At 66.5% G+C, this 15,302-nt stretch carries 13 protein-coding genes; 8 read left to right on the top strand and 5 right to left on the bottom strand.

Translation table 11 applies throughout. The annotated features are described in order from the left end of the window. The first annotated feature begins 8 nt into the window (after window positions 1-8). From Q7J58_RS16435 to Q7J58_RS16425, 3 genes are all read left to right on the top strand, one after another. Window positions 9-1,133 carry an ABC transporter substrate-binding protein gene (locus Q7J58_RS16435; protein ID WP_304830374.1) on the top strand — a complete coding sequence of 375 codons (1,125 nt, stop codon included), beginning with the start codon at window positions 9-11 and terminating at the stop codon, window positions 1,131-1,133. Between the two features lie 60 nt (window positions 1,134-1,193). Then, the gene (gene pcaF / locus Q7J58_RS16430; RefSeq protein ID WP_304830372.1) at window positions 1,194-2,399 is read left to right on the top strand and encodes a 3-oxoadipyl-CoA thiolase; all 1,206 of its coding nucleotides are present in this window, start codon (window positions 1,194-1,196) and stop codon (window positions 2,397-2,399) included. Window positions 2,400-2,474: 75 nt separating this feature from the next. Then, a complete protein-coding gene (locus Q7J58_RS16425; protein ID WP_304830370.1) occupies window positions 2,475-3,446 on the top strand; it encodes a LysR family transcriptional regulator in 972 nt (323 codons plus the stop codon). Here Q7J58_RS16425 and Q7J58_RS16420 read toward each other — a convergent pair. The 3 genes from Q7J58_RS16420 to Q7J58_RS16410 are packed head-to-tail and all read right to left on the bottom strand — an operon-like array spanning window position 3,434 to window position 5,761. Next, on the bottom strand, window positions 3,434-4,309 hold the full coding sequence (locus Q7J58_RS16420) for an amidohydrolase family protein (RefSeq protein WP_304830368.1): 876 nt from the start codon (window positions 4,307-4,309) through the stop codon (window positions 3,434-3,436). The two genes, Q7J58_RS16425 and Q7J58_RS16420, sit on opposite strands and share 13 nt — an antisense overlap. A 4-nt stretch (window positions 4,310-4,313) precedes the next feature. Continuing rightward, window positions 4,314-4,886: a carboxymuconolactone decarboxylase family protein gene (locus tag Q7J58_RS16415; RefSeq protein ID WP_304830366.1), complete on the bottom strand. Its 573-nt coding sequence runs from the start codon at window positions 4,884-4,886 to the stop codon at window positions 4,314-4,316. Further along, on the bottom strand, window positions 4,883-5,761 hold the full coding sequence (locus Q7J58_RS16410) for a 3-keto-5-aminohexanoate cleavage protein (RefSeq protein WP_304830365.1): 879 nt from the start codon (window positions 5,759-5,761) through the stop codon (window positions 4,883-4,885). The genes Q7J58_RS16415 and Q7J58_RS16410 overlap by 4 nt, the downstream gene beginning before the upstream one ends. A 183-nt stretch (window positions 5,762-5,944) precedes the next feature. On the opposite strand from Q7J58_RS16410, the gene Q7J58_RS16405 reads away from it, so the two are divergent. From Q7J58_RS16405 to Q7J58_RS16390, 4 genes are read left to right on the top strand one after another with little or no spacing between them, the layout of a single operon-like run. Continuing rightward, complete coding sequence (locus tag Q7J58_RS16405) at window positions 5,945-6,643, top strand: glutathione S-transferase (RefSeq protein WP_336623505.1); 699 nt, start codon at window positions 5,945-5,947, stop codon at window positions 6,641-6,643. A gap of 3 nt (window positions 6,644-6,646) precedes the next feature. Next, window positions 6,647-8,266: a bifunctional 3-(3-hydroxy-phenyl)propionate/3-hydroxycinnamic acid hydroxylase gene (locus tag Q7J58_RS16400; RefSeq protein ID WP_304830363.1), complete on the top strand. Its 1,620-nt coding sequence runs from the start codon at window positions 6,647-6,649 to the stop codon at window positions 8,264-8,266. Beyond that, entirely contained in the window at window positions 8,263-9,126 is an 864-nt protein-coding gene (locus Q7J58_RS16395; protein ID WP_304830361.1) for a fumarylacetoacetate hydrolase family protein, read from the top strand. Before Q7J58_RS16400 ends, Q7J58_RS16395 begins: the two co-directional genes overlap by 4 nt. A 13-nt stretch (window positions 9,127-9,139) precedes the next feature. Next, complete coding sequence (locus tag Q7J58_RS16390) at window positions 9,140-9,916, top strand: enoyl-CoA hydratase/isomerase family protein (RefSeq protein WP_304830359.1); 777 nt, start codon at window positions 9,140-9,142, stop codon at window positions 9,914-9,916. Between the two features lie 105 nt (window positions 9,917-10,021). On the opposite strand, the gene Q7J58_RS16385 is transcribed toward Q7J58_RS16390, so the two are convergent. Both Q7J58_RS16385 and Q7J58_RS16380 read right to left on the bottom strand, forming a co-directional pair. Further along, on the bottom strand, window positions 10,022-11,086 hold the full coding sequence (locus Q7J58_RS16385; RefSeq protein ID WP_304830357.1) for a nucleotidyl transferase AbiEii/AbiGii toxin family protein: 1,065 nt from the start codon (window positions 11,084-11,086) through the stop codon (window positions 10,022-10,024). Continuing rightward, entirely contained in the window at window positions 11,017-11,703 is a 687-nt protein-coding gene (locus Q7J58_RS16380; RefSeq protein ID WP_304830355.1) for a DUF6088 family protein, read from the bottom strand. Before Q7J58_RS16380 ends, Q7J58_RS16385 begins: the two co-directional genes overlap by 70 nt. A gap of 363 nt (window positions 11,704-12,066) precedes the next feature. Between Q7J58_RS16380 and Q7J58_RS16375 the strand changes: the two genes are divergently transcribed. Further along, the gene (locus tag Q7J58_RS16375; RefSeq protein ID WP_304830353.1) at window positions 12,067-15,294 is read left to right on the top strand and encodes a DUF5691 domain-containing protein; all 3,228 of its coding nucleotides are present in this window, start codon (window positions 12,067-12,069) and stop codon (window positions 15,292-15,294) included. Window positions 15,295-15,302 lie beyond the last annotated feature (8 nt).

Below are 15,302 nucleotides of genomic sequence, written 5' to 3'. Positions count from 1 at the left end.
CCCTGGCTGTGCTCACCGGCTTGTTGGGGGCCGGCGTGGGCCGGGCGCAAGCGCTCAAGCCGATTGTGGTCGGACAGGTCGGGTCGTTGACACACCCTCAGGTGGCGGGCCCGACCACGCAGTACCGGGCGGGCATTGCACTGGCCATGGAATTTGTCAACGCCAGAGGCGGTGTTCACGGCCGACCGCTGAAACTGGTGTTTCGCGAGGATGATTTTGACCCGGTGAAGTCGCTCGATCTCGTCAAGCGGCTCGTTGCTGAGGACGATATCGTTGCCCTCGTGGGGAATGTGGGGACGCCATCGCTGCTGCACCTGGCGCAGCAGGGGACGCTGGAGTCGCTCAAGCTGGCCAGCTTCGCCCCCATTGCCGGTCTTCAATCGGCGCTGGATAAGCCGAATGTGTTTCCGGTTCGGGCCAGCTATGAGGACGAACTGCTGGCCATGTTTCAGCACGCTGCGCAGCTGATGCGTTCCCGCGTTGCGTTCCTGGCGATCGACAGCGGCGTAGGACGGTCGTTGTCGGTTGTCGCCGCCGAGCTGTCGCAACGTGCCGGCGTCGTTCTCGATCCGCCCTCGCTGTTCACTTTTGAACCCGATCCAGGGCAACAGACCCAGGCGATCGAGCAGGCGATTGATCGGTTTGCGCCAGGACGTCCCGACGCCGTCGTCCTGATCGCCGCGGGTCCCGGGTTCGCCGCGGCGGCGCGTTCACTCAAGGCCCGGTACGGACTCTCCTTGCCCATCTACTGTCTGGGTTGGGTCACGCCCACGAGCGTTGTGAAAGCGGTGGGGCTTCAGATGGCCAGAGGCATCATGCTGACCCAGGTCATGCCCTCCCCGAACACGAACGACGTTGCCATCGTCAGAGACTTCCAGACGCAGGTGCTTGCCCAGTCTCCAGCGCAAGAGGTCAGCTACACGCTGCTGGAGGGATTCGTTGCTGGGCGGATCGCCGCCGAGATCGTTCGCCGCAGCCCCAAGCCGAGTCGCGACGCCGTTCTTCAAACCGCACTGACCACCGGCGATTTGAGCGTCGCCGGGTTCCGGGTCGCGTACGCCCCCCGCCAACGGCGCAGTCTGCAAAAAGTCGACATCACCATCATTGGGGCGTCTGGCACGCTCCTGCGCTGAGAGGCTGAGACGGCCCGGTGCTTCTTCCCGTATCGAATCCCCTTTCTACCTTCTCGAACCATGCTTCCAAACGCCTTCATCTGCGATGCGCTGAGAACACCTTTTGGCCGTTACGGCGGCGCCCTGGCGTCGGTCCGTGCCGATGACCTGGGGGCGATGCCGATCGCTGCGATCATGGCGCGGCATCCCCGGACCGATTGGGCCGAAGTTGCTGACGTCATCTACGGGTGTGCCAACCAGGCGGGTGAGGACAACCGAAACGTGGCGCGGATGAGCGCGCTTCTCGCTGGCCTTCCCGTGGGGGTTCCGGGCTCGACGGTGAATCGGTTGTGCGGGTCGGGCCTGGATGCGATCGGTTCGGCAGCCCGAGCCATCCGGTGCGGCGAGGCGGAGTTGATGATGGCCGGCGGTGTCGAGAGCATGTCGCGGGCGCCCTTTGTGGTCGGCAAGGCACACGCGGCCTTCTCCCGCAGCGCCAGCATGGAAGACACCACCATCGGCTGGCGCTTTGTCAACAGGCTGATGAAGGAGCGCTACGGGGTTGACACGATGCCGGAAACGGCTGAGCACGTGGCCACAGCGTTCGGCATTGATCGGCCGTCCCAGGACCGCCTGGCGCTGGCATCCCAGACCAAGGCGCTCGCCGCACAGAAGAACGGCCTCTTCGACGTGGAAATCACACCGGTGGTGATCGCGCAGAAGCGCGGAGATCCCATCGTCGTGTCACAGGACGAACATCCGAGGGAAACCAGCCTGGATGCGCTGGCCAGACTCCGGGGGGTTGTGCGCACCGACGGCACGGTGACCGCAGGCAATGCGTCGGGCGTCAATGACGGCGCGTGTGCCCTCCTGCTGGCGAGCGAGTCTGCGGCGGCTCGGCAGGGCCTGACGCCGTTGGCGCGGGTGGTTGGCATGGCCACGGCGGGTGTGCTGCCGAGAATCATGGGAATGGGCCCCGTGCCAGCAACCCGGAGGGTTCTGGCCCTTTGTGGCCTGACCCTTGACCAGATGGATGTCATCGAGATCAATGAAGCCTTCGCGGCCCAGGCCATCGCCGTCCAGCGCGAGCTTCTGCTTGCCGAAGACGATCCCCGCGTCAACCCCAACGGCGGCGCCATCGCGTTGGGGCATCCTTTGGGTGCCAGCGGCGCTCGGCTGGCAATGACCGCCGTCCACCAGCTGCACCGCAGCCAGGGACGCCATGCGCTGGTGACCATGTGCGTGGGCGTGGGACAAGGCATCGCCGTTGTTCTGGAGAGGGTGTAGGTCGGGCGCTGATGGTTGGGCGCACCAGGCACACCCCATACAATCGCGCCGGCACCCACTTCACATCCGATCACCATGGATCTTGCGCGACTCAAACTCTTTGTGCAGGTCGCCGATGCGGGCAGCCTGAGCAAGGTGGCCGTGCTCCACGACGCCGTTCAGTCGGCCATCAGCCGGCAGATCTCGGCGCTTGAGCGCGAGTACGGGGCCCGGCTTTTTGACCGCACCGGGCGCGGCGTCATGCTCACCGACCGCGGCCGAAGTCTCTACCCTGAAATCAAGGCCTTGCTGGCAGAAGCCGACCGGGTCGAAGGGCTGCTGCGGCGCACGGATGAGCTGCCGGTGGGCGAGGTCCGGATCGGCCTGATGCCCTCGGTGGCCGAGCTGCTGGTCGCCCCGTTGTTCGGACGGGTGAAAGAACGCTTCCCCGAAGTTCGACTGCACCTGTTTGAGGGGTCCAACGGGCAGCTCGACGCCTGGATCGCGACGGGTCACCTCGATATTGCGGTGCTGTACCGGTACGGGCGACAGACCCGTGCGCTGGAAGAGCCGCTCTTTGATGTGGACACCTATGTGGTCGGCGCACCGGGGGATCCGCTCACCTGCGCTTCCTCGGTGCCGTTCTCCGCGCTGGATGGTTTGCCGCTGGTGCTGCCGGGTGAACCCAATGGCTTGCGTGCGGCCCTGAACCAGGTGGTGCGACGCCAGGCGGAGGGCTTTCGCCTCAATACGGTGCTGGAGGCCGACTCGCTGCCGATCCAGCGCAGCATGGCCAGCCACGGCCAGGCCTACGCCATTCACGGCGGCGTGGTCGTGCGGCGCGACGTTCAGGCGGGCGTGGTCAGTGCGGCACCGCTGGTGGAGCCGAGCATTCGCCGAACGGTGGTGGCGGCCACGTCCACACAGAAACCGCTGACGCGCGCCGCGCGCGAGGTGCTGCGCCTGGTGAGAACGCTCGCTGAGGAGCATGTGCGCGCCGGCACCTTCGAAGCACCGACGCTGGAGCCCGACGGCGGCGACGCCGCGACCCCGCCTCAGAACCCGTAGAGCGAGGCCGGATTCGTCACCAGAATGCGGTGCAGCAGATCGTCGCTGTCGGTCCACCGGTCCAGCAGGTCCAGCAGGGCCGCAGGCGTGGGCCGGTAGGTGGTCATGCCCAGGTACGGCCAGTCGCTGCCCCACAGCAGGCGCTCGGGGTTGGCGCGCAGCAGTGCTTCGTGGAACGGCTGGACGTCTTGGTGGGTTCCCGGCTCTTTGGAGTTGCGAAACACCGTGAGCTTCACCCAGGCGCTGCCGTCTTCGACCAGTTGCCGGACGGTCTGAAACCCTGGCGCCGCAACGCCGGCCGCGACGTCGAAGTAGCCCATGTGGTCGATCACGAGTGGCAAACCCCATGCGCGCAAGCTGCTGGCGTGCTCGGCCAGTGTCGCCGCGTTGGCCCAGATCACCGCGTGCCAGCCCAGCTGGCGCATCAGGGGCGCCAGACGGTGCAGGGCGTCGAACCCCACGCGACCGTCGAACTGTTGCGCCGCGGTCGGCCCGGCCACATCGGTGAAGCGAAGTCCGCGCACCCCGCCGGCGTGGAGTTTCTTCAGCTCATCGAGCGTGGTGTCGCCGGGCACCGTGCCGATGCCGCGCAGGCGATCCGGCGCATGGGCGATGGCATCGAGCATGGCCCGGTGGTCCCACCCATGGGCGCTGCCGTGAACGAGCACACCCCGGTCGAAGCCCACCCGGTCCAGCATGGCCAGGTGGTGGGCCTTGGGGGCAGGGGCGGGCGTGTAGGGGCGCGGATCGGCCAGGGGAAACGTGTCGTACGGACCGAACACGTGGGCGTGGGTGTCGCAGGCACCGCGGGGCAGCGCGCGGGCCGGAGTGGCACATGTGGGAAGGGTGCTGATATCGGACATGGTGTCAGCCCTTCGGTTGGGCCGGTCGTTCGGGCAGCGGCGTCCCCGCGTCGGGCGGCAGGGGCACTTCGTGTGCGTTGAGCGTCATGGCGATGAAGCTGTAGTAACCGATCACCGCCACCAGTTCCACCACCGCGCGGGTGCCGAACCGCTGCGTCGCCTGGCTGTAGGTTGCGTCACTCACGCGGTGGGTTTCCAGCAGCTCCACGGCGAACGCGTGGATGAGTTTCTCGTCGTTGTCGGCAAACGGCGGGGGCTCGAAGTTTGCAATGGCGTGGCACACCTCGGCAGAGAGGCCCTCGCGCTGTGCAATGCGGGCGTGCTGGAACCACTCGAACGGCGAATCCCAGTGGCGCGCGGTGCAGACGATGGCCAGCTCGTTGAGCTTGGGTGGCAGCACGGTCCGGTAGCGCACGTGTTCGCCAAAGGCCTGCGCCTTGTCGGCCAGCTCGGGGGACTGAAGCAAAGGCGCGTAAGGCCCATTGAGCCAGGTGCCGCGGTTGCGAACGATGTCGTCGTAGACGCGCCGTTGCTCCGCGCTCATCTCCTCGGGTTTCAGGAAGGGTGTGCGTGTCATGCGAGCTCCAGAATCTGGCGGGCTTCGGCCGGCGTGGCCACTTGCGATCCCAGCGATTCAACAATGCGGGCCGCGCGCTCCACCAGTTGCGCATTGCCCGTGGCCAACTGGCCTTTGGCGATGTAGAGGTTGTCCTCCAGACCCACCCGAACATGACCGCCCAGGATCGCTGCCTGGGCCACCATCGGAAACTCGTTGGACGAGATGCCGAATGCGGCCCAGAGGGCGCCGGAAGGCAGGGTGTTGCGCATGGCAATCATGTTTTCGGGGGTTCCTGGGGCCGCCCACGGCACCCCCATGCACAGCTGAAACAGGGCGCGCCCCCGAATGACGCCGCGCTCCACCAGGGAGCGCCCCAGCCAGGCGCCGCCGAGATCAAACACCTCCAGCTCCGGCTTCACGCCCGCCTCCTGAATCAGGTGCGCCATCTCTTCGATCTGCCTGGGCAGGTTGACGAAGGCGTAGCTCGGAAAGTTCATGGTGGCGATGTCCAGGCTGCAGATGTCCGGCTTCAGGCGGAGGATGTGTTCCACGCGCTTTTCGCTGGTGGTCATGGTGCTGTCGTGGCTGGCCCTGCGCGGGTCCTTCTCGTCGGGCCGGTAGCGGGCTCCGGGGCCGGTGGTGAGGTTGATGATGACATCGCTGCCGGAGTCCCGGATGCGCGCCACAACCTCCTCGTAAAGACCGAATGCCATGCTGGGCAGCCCGGTGTCGACATCGCGGACGTGGATGTGCACGATGGCGGCCCCCGCTGCGCGGGCTGCGATGGCTTCGTGGGCAATCTGTTCTGGCGTGACCGGGACGGCGGGGTTGATCTTGTGGGGTGTGGAAGCCGACCCGGTGAGTGCGGCGGCAATGATGACTTTTTCCTGCATGGGTACCTCGGTGGTTTTGCAGGCCAGTCTAGTGACGGGGTGGCCCGGTGACCACCGTGATGGAGCGAAACCAGATATGCGCTGAAGGCAGAGGAAACGCCCGGCCAGGCTTCACAAAAGTTGCATAGCTGATCTGCCTTTGTCGTGGGCGTTTTCGCGAAGGGGCACTCCTAGAATCGTTTCATGGCGGCATCGGTCGCTCTTGCAGCACTTTGTGTGGATAGGCATTTCATGAAACTTCATTGGGGTCCCGTGTCGCCTTTTGTGAGAAAGGTGATGATCACCGCTCACGAGGTGGGGGTGGTCGAGAGGATCGAGCTGGTCCGGTCTTTTGTGGCCATGAACCAGGCGAATCCGGCGGTGATGGCGCACAACCCCCTGAGCAAGATTCCCACGCTGGTGACCGATGACGGCGTGGCGCTGTTCGACTCCGATGTGATCTGTGAGTACCTCGACCAGCTGGGTGATCACCCGCGGCTGTTCCCTTCGGCCGGCGAACCGCGTTGGACCGCGCTGCGATGGAATGCCCTGGGCAGCGGGTTCATGGATGCGCTGGTGCTCTGGCGCAACGAGCGCATGAGGCCCGACGGTCACCAGTCCATGCCGACACTCCAGGCGTACTCGCAGAAGGTGGACGCCACCCTGGCCTGGATCGAGCAAGGTGTTGACGCTTTCGGCGCGCGTCCCTTCTCGATCGGTCATGTGGCGCTGGGTTGTGCGTTGGGCTATCTGGATCTGAGATTCGACGATCTGAACTGGCGCGAGGGAAGGCCCAGGACGGCCGCCTGGATGCGGGCGTTCATGCAGCGACCTTCAGCGCAATCGACGCACGCCGAGGTGGCGGACAAGCTGCTGCCTCCAACCGAACAAAAGACAGGATAAAAATTGAACCCGATATTGAAAGATGGGCCGCAATGCCGCCTCGAACCCGGCTCGCAACGGGCGTACGACGTGGCCATCGTGGGCTATGGCCCGGTCGGTCAGGCGCTGGCGGCGATGCTGGGGCAGGCCGGGCACCGTGTCGGTGTGTTTGAGCGCTGGCCCTCGCTGTATCCGCTGCCCAGAGCGTGTGTGGTGGACCACGAGGCCATGCGGATATTGCAATCCGTGTCGGTGGCCGAGCCGTTTTCGCGCCTGGCGGTGCCCACCGGCGGCGAATATGTCTGGTTGAACGCCGCAGGCCAGACGCTTTATCACTTCCGCTACCCGTGCGACGGGGTCAGTGGCTGGCCCTCCCGCAGCCTGATCTACCAGCCCGACCTCGAACGCCTCCTGGACCAGCGGGTCAAGTCGATTCCTCAGGTGGAGGTGCACCAGGGCTACGAAGTCACGGGTCTTCGGTCGGATGCCGACGGCGTGACCATCGAAGCGTCACGCTGTGAAGCGGATGAGAACGGCCGCCTCCAGCGCACGCAGGAGCGTTGCAACGCCACGGCGAGGTGGATCGTCGGGTGTGATGGCGCCAACAGCTGGGTGCGCCAGGCCTCGGGCATTGCCTGGGAAGACCTGGGCTTTCGGGCGGACTGGCTGGTGGTGGATGTCATTCCCAACGATCCGACCCGCGAGCTGGACATGCCGGAGGCGGCGCAGATTTGCGACCCTGCGCGTCCCGTCACGCTGATGCGGCGGATGGGCAAACGGCATGTTCGCTGGGAGATGATGCTGCTCCCCGGCGAAGACGCCGCCGAGATCACACAGCACCGCAACGTGTGGCCCATGATCGAGCAATGGATTCGGCCCGACCAAGGACGGATCGACCGCGCGGCCGTCTACACCTTCCAGTCCGGGGTGGCCGGCACCTGGCGACAGGGGCGGGTTCTGCTGGCCGGGGATGCGGCCCATTTGATGCCGCCCTTTCTGGGGCAGGGCCTGTGTTCCGGTTTGCGGGACGCGCGTGCGTTGTTCTGGCGCCTCGACGATGTGCTGGCCGGGCGCCATGAGGCGTCGGCGCTCGACCTCTACGAGCTGGAACGTGCGCCGCATGTGAAGACCGTCATCGAACGCGCGGTGGCGCTGGGAAAAGTGGTCTGCATCACCGACCCGGTGGAAGCGGCCCGGCGCGACGAAAGCATCTTGTCGGGCAACGCACCCACCCTGCCGCAGTTCCCGACCTTGACAAGCGGTCTGCTCCACAAGCCAGGCCGTGATTCGGTGGCGGGCGAACTCGGCCCCCAGCCCGTCGTGACCACGAGCGGGCAAACCGGCCTTCTGGACGATGTGATCGGTGCGGGCTGGCACCTGCTCGTCGACAACGACCAAGCCATTCCCGTTTGGGACGCCCGCCATGAGCGGTTCGCCGCGGCCATCGGACTGCAGACCGTCGTTCTTGGCGACCAGGCCCGTGGTGCGAGCGCCCTGCAGTGGTTGCGAAGCCGGGAACTGACCGCCGTCCTGGTGCGACCGGATTTCTACGTGTTCGGTGGGGCAGCCGCCCCAGCGGACGTTTCTCCGCTGCTGGACGACCTGCAGCGGCAACTGCGTTCAACCATGAAAGTAACCGCATGAAGCTCGTGACCTTCAACGCCGGCTCCGGCCCCACCATCGGCAAGGTGGTGGGCCAGACCGTCGTGGACTTGACCTCTGCCTGCGAAGGCGTTTGCGAGGCCTCGGTCCTCGGTGCCCTTCGCGCCGGTGACTCGGCGCTCAAGACCTTGGCCCAGGCCAGCGGCGGTGCGACGCACCCGCTGGACGGTGTGAAACTGCTGGCACCGGTGCAGCAGCCGCAAAAATTCCTGGCAATCGGCCTGAACTACCAGGACCATGTCGCCGAAATCCTGGCCCGCGGCGGCAAAGCCCCGGAGCATCAGATCTGGTTCAACAAGAACGTGTCGTGCCTGAACGGTCCGTTCGACCCGATCAACTTGCCCAGGGTGTCGAACGCCCTGGACTACGAGGGCGAACTCGGTGTGGTGATCGGGAAACGCGCTCGCCATGTGTCGCCAGAGAACGCCCTGGACTTCGTCGCAGGCTATCTGGTGATGAACGACGTGACCTGCCGCGACTGGCAGCGCCGGACGCCGCAATGGACGCTGGGCAAGTCGTTCGACACCCACGGACCCATGGGGCCGTGGCTGACCACCGCCGACGAAATTGCCGATCCCCACGACCTGCCGCTGCGCCTGTTCGTCAACGGCGAGCTGCGGCAGCAGCTCAACACCGGTGGCATGGTGTACGACATCCGCGCCCAGATCGCCGAGCTGTCGTCCGTCATGACGCTGGAGCCGGGGGACCTGATCGCCACGGGAACAAGCAGTGGGGCGGGCTTCGGCTTCACGCCGCCGAAGTTCCTGCAGCCCGGCGACGTTGTCCGGGTCGAGATCGATGGCCTGGGTGCCATTGAAAACCGTGTGATTTCCGAACCCTGACAGGAGCCGTGCCATGAATGACTTGACCCAACTGCAGGTGCAGATCGCCGACCACGTGGCCGTGCTCACCATGAATGCGCCGCCCGTCAACGCGCTGACGCGCACGCTCAACGACGAGCTCACCCTGGCGCTGGACCGCGTCTCCGAGATGGACGGCGTTCGTGTGGTCGTGCTGACGGCGGCGGGCAAGGTGTTCTGCGCCGGCGCCGACCTCAAAGGGCGCGCAGACGTCATCAAAGGGCCGGGGGATCTGATGGCCCATTCGCGCCGCACCCGCGAGTGCTTCCACGCCATCCGTGAATGCGCCAAGCCGGTGATCGTGGCGATCAACGGCGCAGCGCTTGGCTCGGGGCTGGCGATGTGTGCTTCGGCAGACATCCTGGTGGCGTCTGAAAAAGCATCGTTGGGCCTGCCGGAGGTGGATGTCGGGCTGCTGGGCGGGTGCCGCCATGCGATGCGCCTTTTCCAGCATTCGCGCCTGCGCCGGATGGCACTCACCGGCATGCGTGTCGATGGTGCGGAGCTGTACCGACTGGGCATCGTGGAAGCGTGCGTGGCGGCCGACGAACTGATGCCGACCGCCATGGCCATTGCCCACACCATCGCGGCAAAAAGCCCGGTGTCCACCAGGATGGGCAAACACACCTTGAATGTGATCGAAGACATGAGCCTGCGCGATGGCTACCGCTACGAGCAGGACATGACGGGGCAGATCGCCAAGACGGATGACGCCCGGGAAGCCCAAGCCGCCTTTCGGGAGAAACGCCCACCCGTGTTCACCGGGCGCTGAGTTCCGCTGTGTTCCGAAGCAGCGCCGCTTGAGAAAGCGATAGGTAGGCGATAAACGATGGATGGGAGCGACCCAACCCGACATCTGTCCATCGTTCTTCTGATGTCAAGTTCCACACTGAACGGCATAGAGCCCTCTGCCCGGGGCCGGTTTGGCGGCTGCGGTGTTGATCTCCTCCTGCAAAACCGCGACGCTGGCCAGCACCGTATCCAGGGGCGGGATCTCACCGAAGATCATCCCGGACATGGCTGCGTAATCACGCCCGAGTACGTCGTGCATTGCGGCGTTGGGGGTCAGCGTGAATGTGCCTGCAGCCGCCGAGTCCAATCCCAAGTCTGGGCTACCGAAGAACAGTCTGGCGTGTGTCGCACAGTCGGCAGCAAGTTCGTGATCAACCAGCCAGACTGGTGCTCCCTCCGCCTGCACCAGTCGATGGATGTCGTAATAGTGACGCGATACCCGTTGGCCTTGGTGTCGCAGTTCGTTGCGGCGGTCATACCACTGGCGCAGACCGTGCAAGATGATGACCTTGTCCCAGAACGTTCGCTCTGGCCGCACCGTCGTTACGTTCCCGACCGCGAGGTCCAGATCGGGCAAATCGGCCGCTACGTATGGGGTTACTGTCGCGGCGATGTGCGGGTCCAGCGCCGACTTGGCGCCAGCTTCGATTTTGACGGCGGCGCGAATGTAGTCGCCTTCGGCCGCCGTGACTGCGGGATACCAGAACAGCAGCGTTTGACCATCCTTGTCGTCGGGGTCTGCTTGCAGTCGGAAACGTCCTTCAGGAAGCGTGGCCGCAGCGATTTCGGTGAACTGAGTGGTCAACGGACCGGCGATATAGCTTTGGCAGGCATCGCGGATGGCGTCAAGGCGGGCGCGGCGCTTTTTGCCGCTGAGCGCATCCAGGTCTGCCGCTTCGACGCCCTGACCCAAGTCATCGAGGAAGACCGTGATGTCGATGTCCTCGGAGAACCGGGAGATAAGCCCGAAGGCCTTCGACAGGGATGTGCCGCCCTTGAACAGCCGCCGCGGGCCGCCAGCGGGTAGACCGTTGAACAGTGCGTCCAGGGTCCAGCAGACCCAGAAATCCTTCTCGGCGTTTATGCAGCTTCCCCGATCACGCTCTTCGGACGGGGACGCTTCGCATTGGCGCTCGCCGTGGGATTGCATCCCGGCAGTTCACGAACGAGGTTTTGCATCCAAGTGGGCAATGTACTGAAGCCTTCCAGCAAATCCTTGCGGACGACATCACCGTGAATCGGGTCTGCTAGCAAGGCGCTTAACTTGCTCAGAATTCGCGGTCGATCTGTGACGAAGGTGTCTTTCAACCAATACAGGGCCTGCACGACACGCATTGCAGGCCGGCCAGCCCAATACAGGCGGCTGGGGGCCGTCTGCTTGAACTCGATGATGAGGTTGTCCAGCTTGACCGCCCGGCGCCGTGCGTCGGTGTGAACCGTGACGCGAGCCGGTACCGCATCGGTGAAACCAAGGTCGTTCGCAGCCGTCATGCCGTCAACGAGCATCCGAAGTTGGTCCCGACGGGCAATGGCGTCGATGACGGCGCGATAGTCCGGACTGGTCGGCCGTTGGGTGAGACGGTTGATGGTCGGTCTGTCGTACAGGCCCCTGTCGATCCGCCGCAGTTCGCCATCGTGGACCAAGCGTTGCAGCGTCTTGTCAACCGCATCGCGGCTGCCGAAAGCAGAAAAGTCCGTCGGAACCCAGACATGGCTGGGTTCGCCTGTTTTGACGAGAGACACGACAGCGGACTTGAGATCGGACATGATTGTCCGATAATTGTGGGTGTTTTTCGGACTTTTGGCAAATAGGTTGTCCGGAATTTGTTGTGTGTGTGCTTTGACCAGCGGTTGGGGTAACGCTGGCGTGCGCGCTCATTGACCGCAGCAGCAGTTCTCAAATGGTTGCTGACGCAGGGTGCAAACCCAGGCCCAGTTACACGATGCGGCCCACGACCACAACGGTGTTGGAGCAGAAGAGCGTCCCATCGGCAGCAGGCCGCCTCCTAAAATGCCAGCCTTCAGCGGCACCCAAAGGACTCTGGCGATGAACGGCAGGCACAGGCACACAGCGAAGCGGTGGTATCTCGGGCATGCCAGCCCACAGCGGCAGCGCAACGGGTGCAGGGCATGAGCCGCACGCCGCTGACCACCGCGCAGGTGTTGACGCTGTCGCCCGACGAGGCCAGCAGCAAGGCAGCCAAAGGGTTGTTGTCTCCGGCCAAGTGGCCCACGCTGGGAGCCACGGACGATGCGGTGTGGGGCGAGTGCCAGGGCAGCGGCAGCAAGCCCTACCAGACGCAGGTGGATGTGTCGGGCGGCGGCACCAGCTTCAAATGCTCGTGCCCCAGCCGCAAGTTTCCGTGCAAACACGGTCTGGCGCTGCTGCTGTTGCAGGCGCAGGATGCCAGCCGCTTCACCGCGCCCCAGCCCGCCTGGGTGAGCGAGTGGCTGGCTTCGCGGCGCGAGCGCACCGAGAAAAAAGAGGCCAAGGCCGAAGCGGCGCAGGCGGCCAAGGCAACCCCGGTCGATCCGGCCACCGCCGCCAAGGCCGCCGAGCAGGCTGAAAAGCGCGAACTCAAACGCTGGCAGCGCATGCAGGCCGGGGCCGCCGAGCTGGGCCTGTGGCTCAACGATGTGCTGCGCCAGGGGCTGGCCAGCCTGTCGGCCGATGGCAGCAACCACCAGGCCATGGCCGCCCGCATGGTGGATGCCCAAGCCCCCGGCCTGGGCCAGCGCCTGACCGACGCGATGGCGCTGGTGGGCCAGGGCACCGACGGGCCCGAACGCCTGCTGGCCCAGCTGGGCAGCCTGCAACTGCTGGTGGATGCCGTGCAGCGCATCGACACCCTGCCCGAGGCGCTGCAAGCCGATGTGCGCCAGGCCGCTGGCTGGCCCATCGACAAGGAGACCGTGCTGGCCGACGGTGAGGCCGTGAGCGATGCCTGGCAGGTGTGCGGCGTGATGGCGCTGGAGCGCGAGTCCACCTCGTCCCAGCGCCTGACCGAGCGCCGCACCTGGTTCCACAGCCCACGCCTGCAACGCCATGCGCTGGTGCTGGATTTCGCCTTCGCCGGTCAGGGCTTTGCCCAGAGCTGGCACACCGGCCAGCAGGTCGCGGCCACGCTGCGCTTTTACCCCGGCACGGCCTCCACGCGGGCGCTGGTGGAGCCTGACAGCGGCACACCGGTCCCGGGGGCCGAAGCATTGCTCGCGCCCACACAGGCCGCGCCTGCCGCCTGGCATGCGCTGGCCCGCTGCATGGCGGCCAACCCGTGGTCGCCCACCTGGCCGCTGCAGCTGGCACACGCCCGGCTGTGTCCGCCCACGGGCGCCCACGCAGGCTGGTCGCTGCTGACCGCCGATGAGCGGGTGGTGCCACTGGCGGTGGCCGATGCCGATGCCTGGCTCTGGATGGCCCACGCGGGCGCAGACACCATGGCGGTGTTTGGCGAATGGGATGGCCATGCGCTGCACCCGCTGTCGGCCTGGTACGCCAACAATGGCCAGTGGATGGCCACCACCTGGGTCGATGCCGCCGCACCGCGGGACCCGGCCTCCACGGCCACCACCGCCGCCAACCAAGACGGGCCGCTGTTGCTGCAAGCCGCGCTGGTGGGCACCAGCCGCCCGTGGGGCCTGCCGCCGGTGCACACGCCCGATGCCGTGGCCCACTGGTTGCGCCAGGCACACGGGTCCGCCGACCCCGAAGCACCCGGCCAACTGCTGCGCCTGGCGGGCTCGCTGGCCTGGTGCCGACGGGCGGGCTGGGTGGCGCCTGCGCAGACCGAATCCACCCCGGCACCTAGCCAGCCCACGCCCGAAAGCCGTCGCCCGGCCAGCACCGACTGGGCGCGGCTGTGGAGCCAGGCCCAGGCGATGGAACTGCCCCGCTTGCAGGCCGAAGTGCTGCGCGGCATGAACCAGCAACAGCTGCACGCCAGCCCCGAAGCCCTGCCCGCCCTGCTGCAACTGGGCCGCCAGAGCGTGGCCCTGCGCGAATTCATCCAGCCGGTGCTGGGCGAGCGGGGCCGCTGGCTGGCCAGCTTCAACAACGACTGGGCCTGGGGCCGTGGCGTGCAGGAGCAGGCCGATGCCGACACCCAGTGGGAGCACGGCAGCATCGAGCAGCGCCGCGCCGTGCTGCTGGCCGAGCGCCAGACCGCCCCCGATGCCGCCCGCGAGCGGCTGCACAGCGTGTGGGGCCAGCTGCCCGCCCGCGACCGCCACAGCCTCATCACCACCCTGGCCGAGGGCCTGAACCCCGGCGACGAAGCCTTCCTGACCCAGCAACTGCAAAAAGACCGCGCCCAGGACGTGCGCCGCACCGCCGCCGACCTGCTGGCCGCCCTGCCCGACAGCGCCTACAGCCAGCGCATGGTCGAGCGGCTGCGCCCGCTGGTGGTGGTGGAGGCGGTCGCAGCGGCCACCGGACTCAAGTCACTGCTGAAAAAAACCGCTGCGGCTCTGGGCGCAGGCCCGGCACTGCCGGTGACGCTGCACATCGACGCGCCCCCTGAGCCCCCCGCCCCGCCGGACGAAGCCGCCGCCAGCGGCACCGCAGCAGCGGCACAGGGCAGCACGCCCACCCCAGCCGACGACCCGTTCAAAACCGACTGGCCCGATGGCGAACGCCCCCGGCACGAGTCGCTGGGCCAGCGGGCCTGGCTGCTGTTTCAGATGGTGCGCCGCAGCCCCCTGGGCTGGTGGACGCAGCACACCGGCCTGACCCCTGCCGAACTGCTGGCCGCCACCCACAAAAGCGACTGGACCGAAGCCCTGGTGCGCGGCTGGGCGCATGCCGCCCTGACGCAGCACGCCCCCGACTGGCATCTGGCCCTGCTGGCCCACCCGCGCATCGCCCGCTGGGGCGATGCCACGGCCCTGCAAGCCAGACTGAGCACCGAGCAGCGCGAGCAGCACCTGCTGAACCAGTGGGATGCCAGCGTGGGCACGGGCACCGATTCGCGCACCACCTTCACCGCCCTGGCCGAGCTGCTGCGCACCAGCGGCATGGCTGCGCACGCCACCTGGGGCGATGCGGTCGCATCCCGCATGGCCAGCGTCCTCCACCAGCACTGTGCCAATGGCCATCTGGTGAAAGACATGCAGCAGGACTACAGCCTGCGCCAGCACATCACCGACCTGGCCTGCGCCCTGCCGCCCGGCGCACTCGATGCGCTGGCCACCCTGCCCCGTGTTGATGACACCAGCCCCAGCCTGAGCGAACGGCTGCACACCCTCCACACCATCGTGGCCGTGCGCCAGACGCTGCACCGCCTGCTGGCCGACACCGCCTCAGGCAGCCATACCGACCGCACCGCACCCAGTGCCCACCCCACAGCCTCCGCCTCCTGAAAGAACCC

Source organism: Hydrogenophaga sp. (assembly GCF_030656115.1).
In the GTDB taxonomy this organism is placed as follows: Bacteria; Pseudomonadota; Gammaproteobacteria; order Burkholderiales; family Burkholderiaceae_C; genus Hydrogenophaga.
This window is presented reverse-complemented; position numbering and strand designations above follow the sequence as displayed.

What these genes read in the sequence shown, in the direction of transcription:
- Q7J58_RS16375 (WP_304830353.1), top strand. Translation starts at nt 12,067, where the DNA reads ATGAGCCGCACGCCGCTGACCACCGCGCAGGTGTTGACGCTGTCGCCC.
- Q7J58_RS16425 (WP_304830370.1), top strand. Translation starts at nt 2,475, where the DNA reads ATGGATCTTGCGCGACTCAAACTCTTTGTGCAGGTCGCCGATGCGGGC.
- Q7J58_RS16380 (WP_304830355.1), bottom strand. Translation starts at nt 11,703, where the DNA reads ATGTCCGATCTCAAGTCCGCTGTCGTGTCTCTCGTCAAAACAGGCGAA.
- Q7J58_RS16390 (WP_304830359.1), top strand. Translation starts at nt 9,140, where the DNA reads ATGAATGACTTGACCCAACTGCAGGTGCAGATCGCCGACCACGTGGCC.
- Q7J58_RS16420 (WP_304830368.1), bottom strand. Translation starts at nt 4,309, where the DNA reads ATGTCCGATATCAGCACCCTTCCCACATGTGCCACTCCGGCCCGCGCG.
- Q7J58_RS16415 (WP_304830366.1), bottom strand. Translation starts at nt 4,886, where the DNA reads ATGACACGCACACCCTTCCTGAAACCCGAGGAGATGAGCGCGGAGCAA.
- Q7J58_RS16410 (WP_304830365.1), bottom strand. Translation starts at nt 5,761, where the DNA reads ATGCAGGAAAAAGTCATCATTGCCGCCGCACTCACCGGGTCGGCTTCC.
- Q7J58_RS16405 (WP_336623505.1), top strand. Translation starts at nt 5,945, where the DNA reads ATGGCGGCATCGGTCGCTCTTGCAGCACTTTGTGTGGATAGGCATTTC.
- Q7J58_RS16385 (WP_304830357.1), bottom strand. Translation starts at nt 11,086, where the DNA reads ATGCAATCCCACGGCGAGCGCCAATGCGAAGCGTCCCCGTCCGAAGAG.
- Q7J58_RS16395 (WP_304830361.1), top strand. Translation starts at nt 8,263, where the DNA reads ATGAAGCTCGTGACCTTCAACGCCGGCTCCGGCCCCACCATCGGCAAG.
- pcaF (WP_304830372.1), top strand. Translation starts at nt 1,194, where the DNA reads ATGCTTCCAAACGCCTTCATCTGCGATGCGCTGAGAACACCTTTTGGC.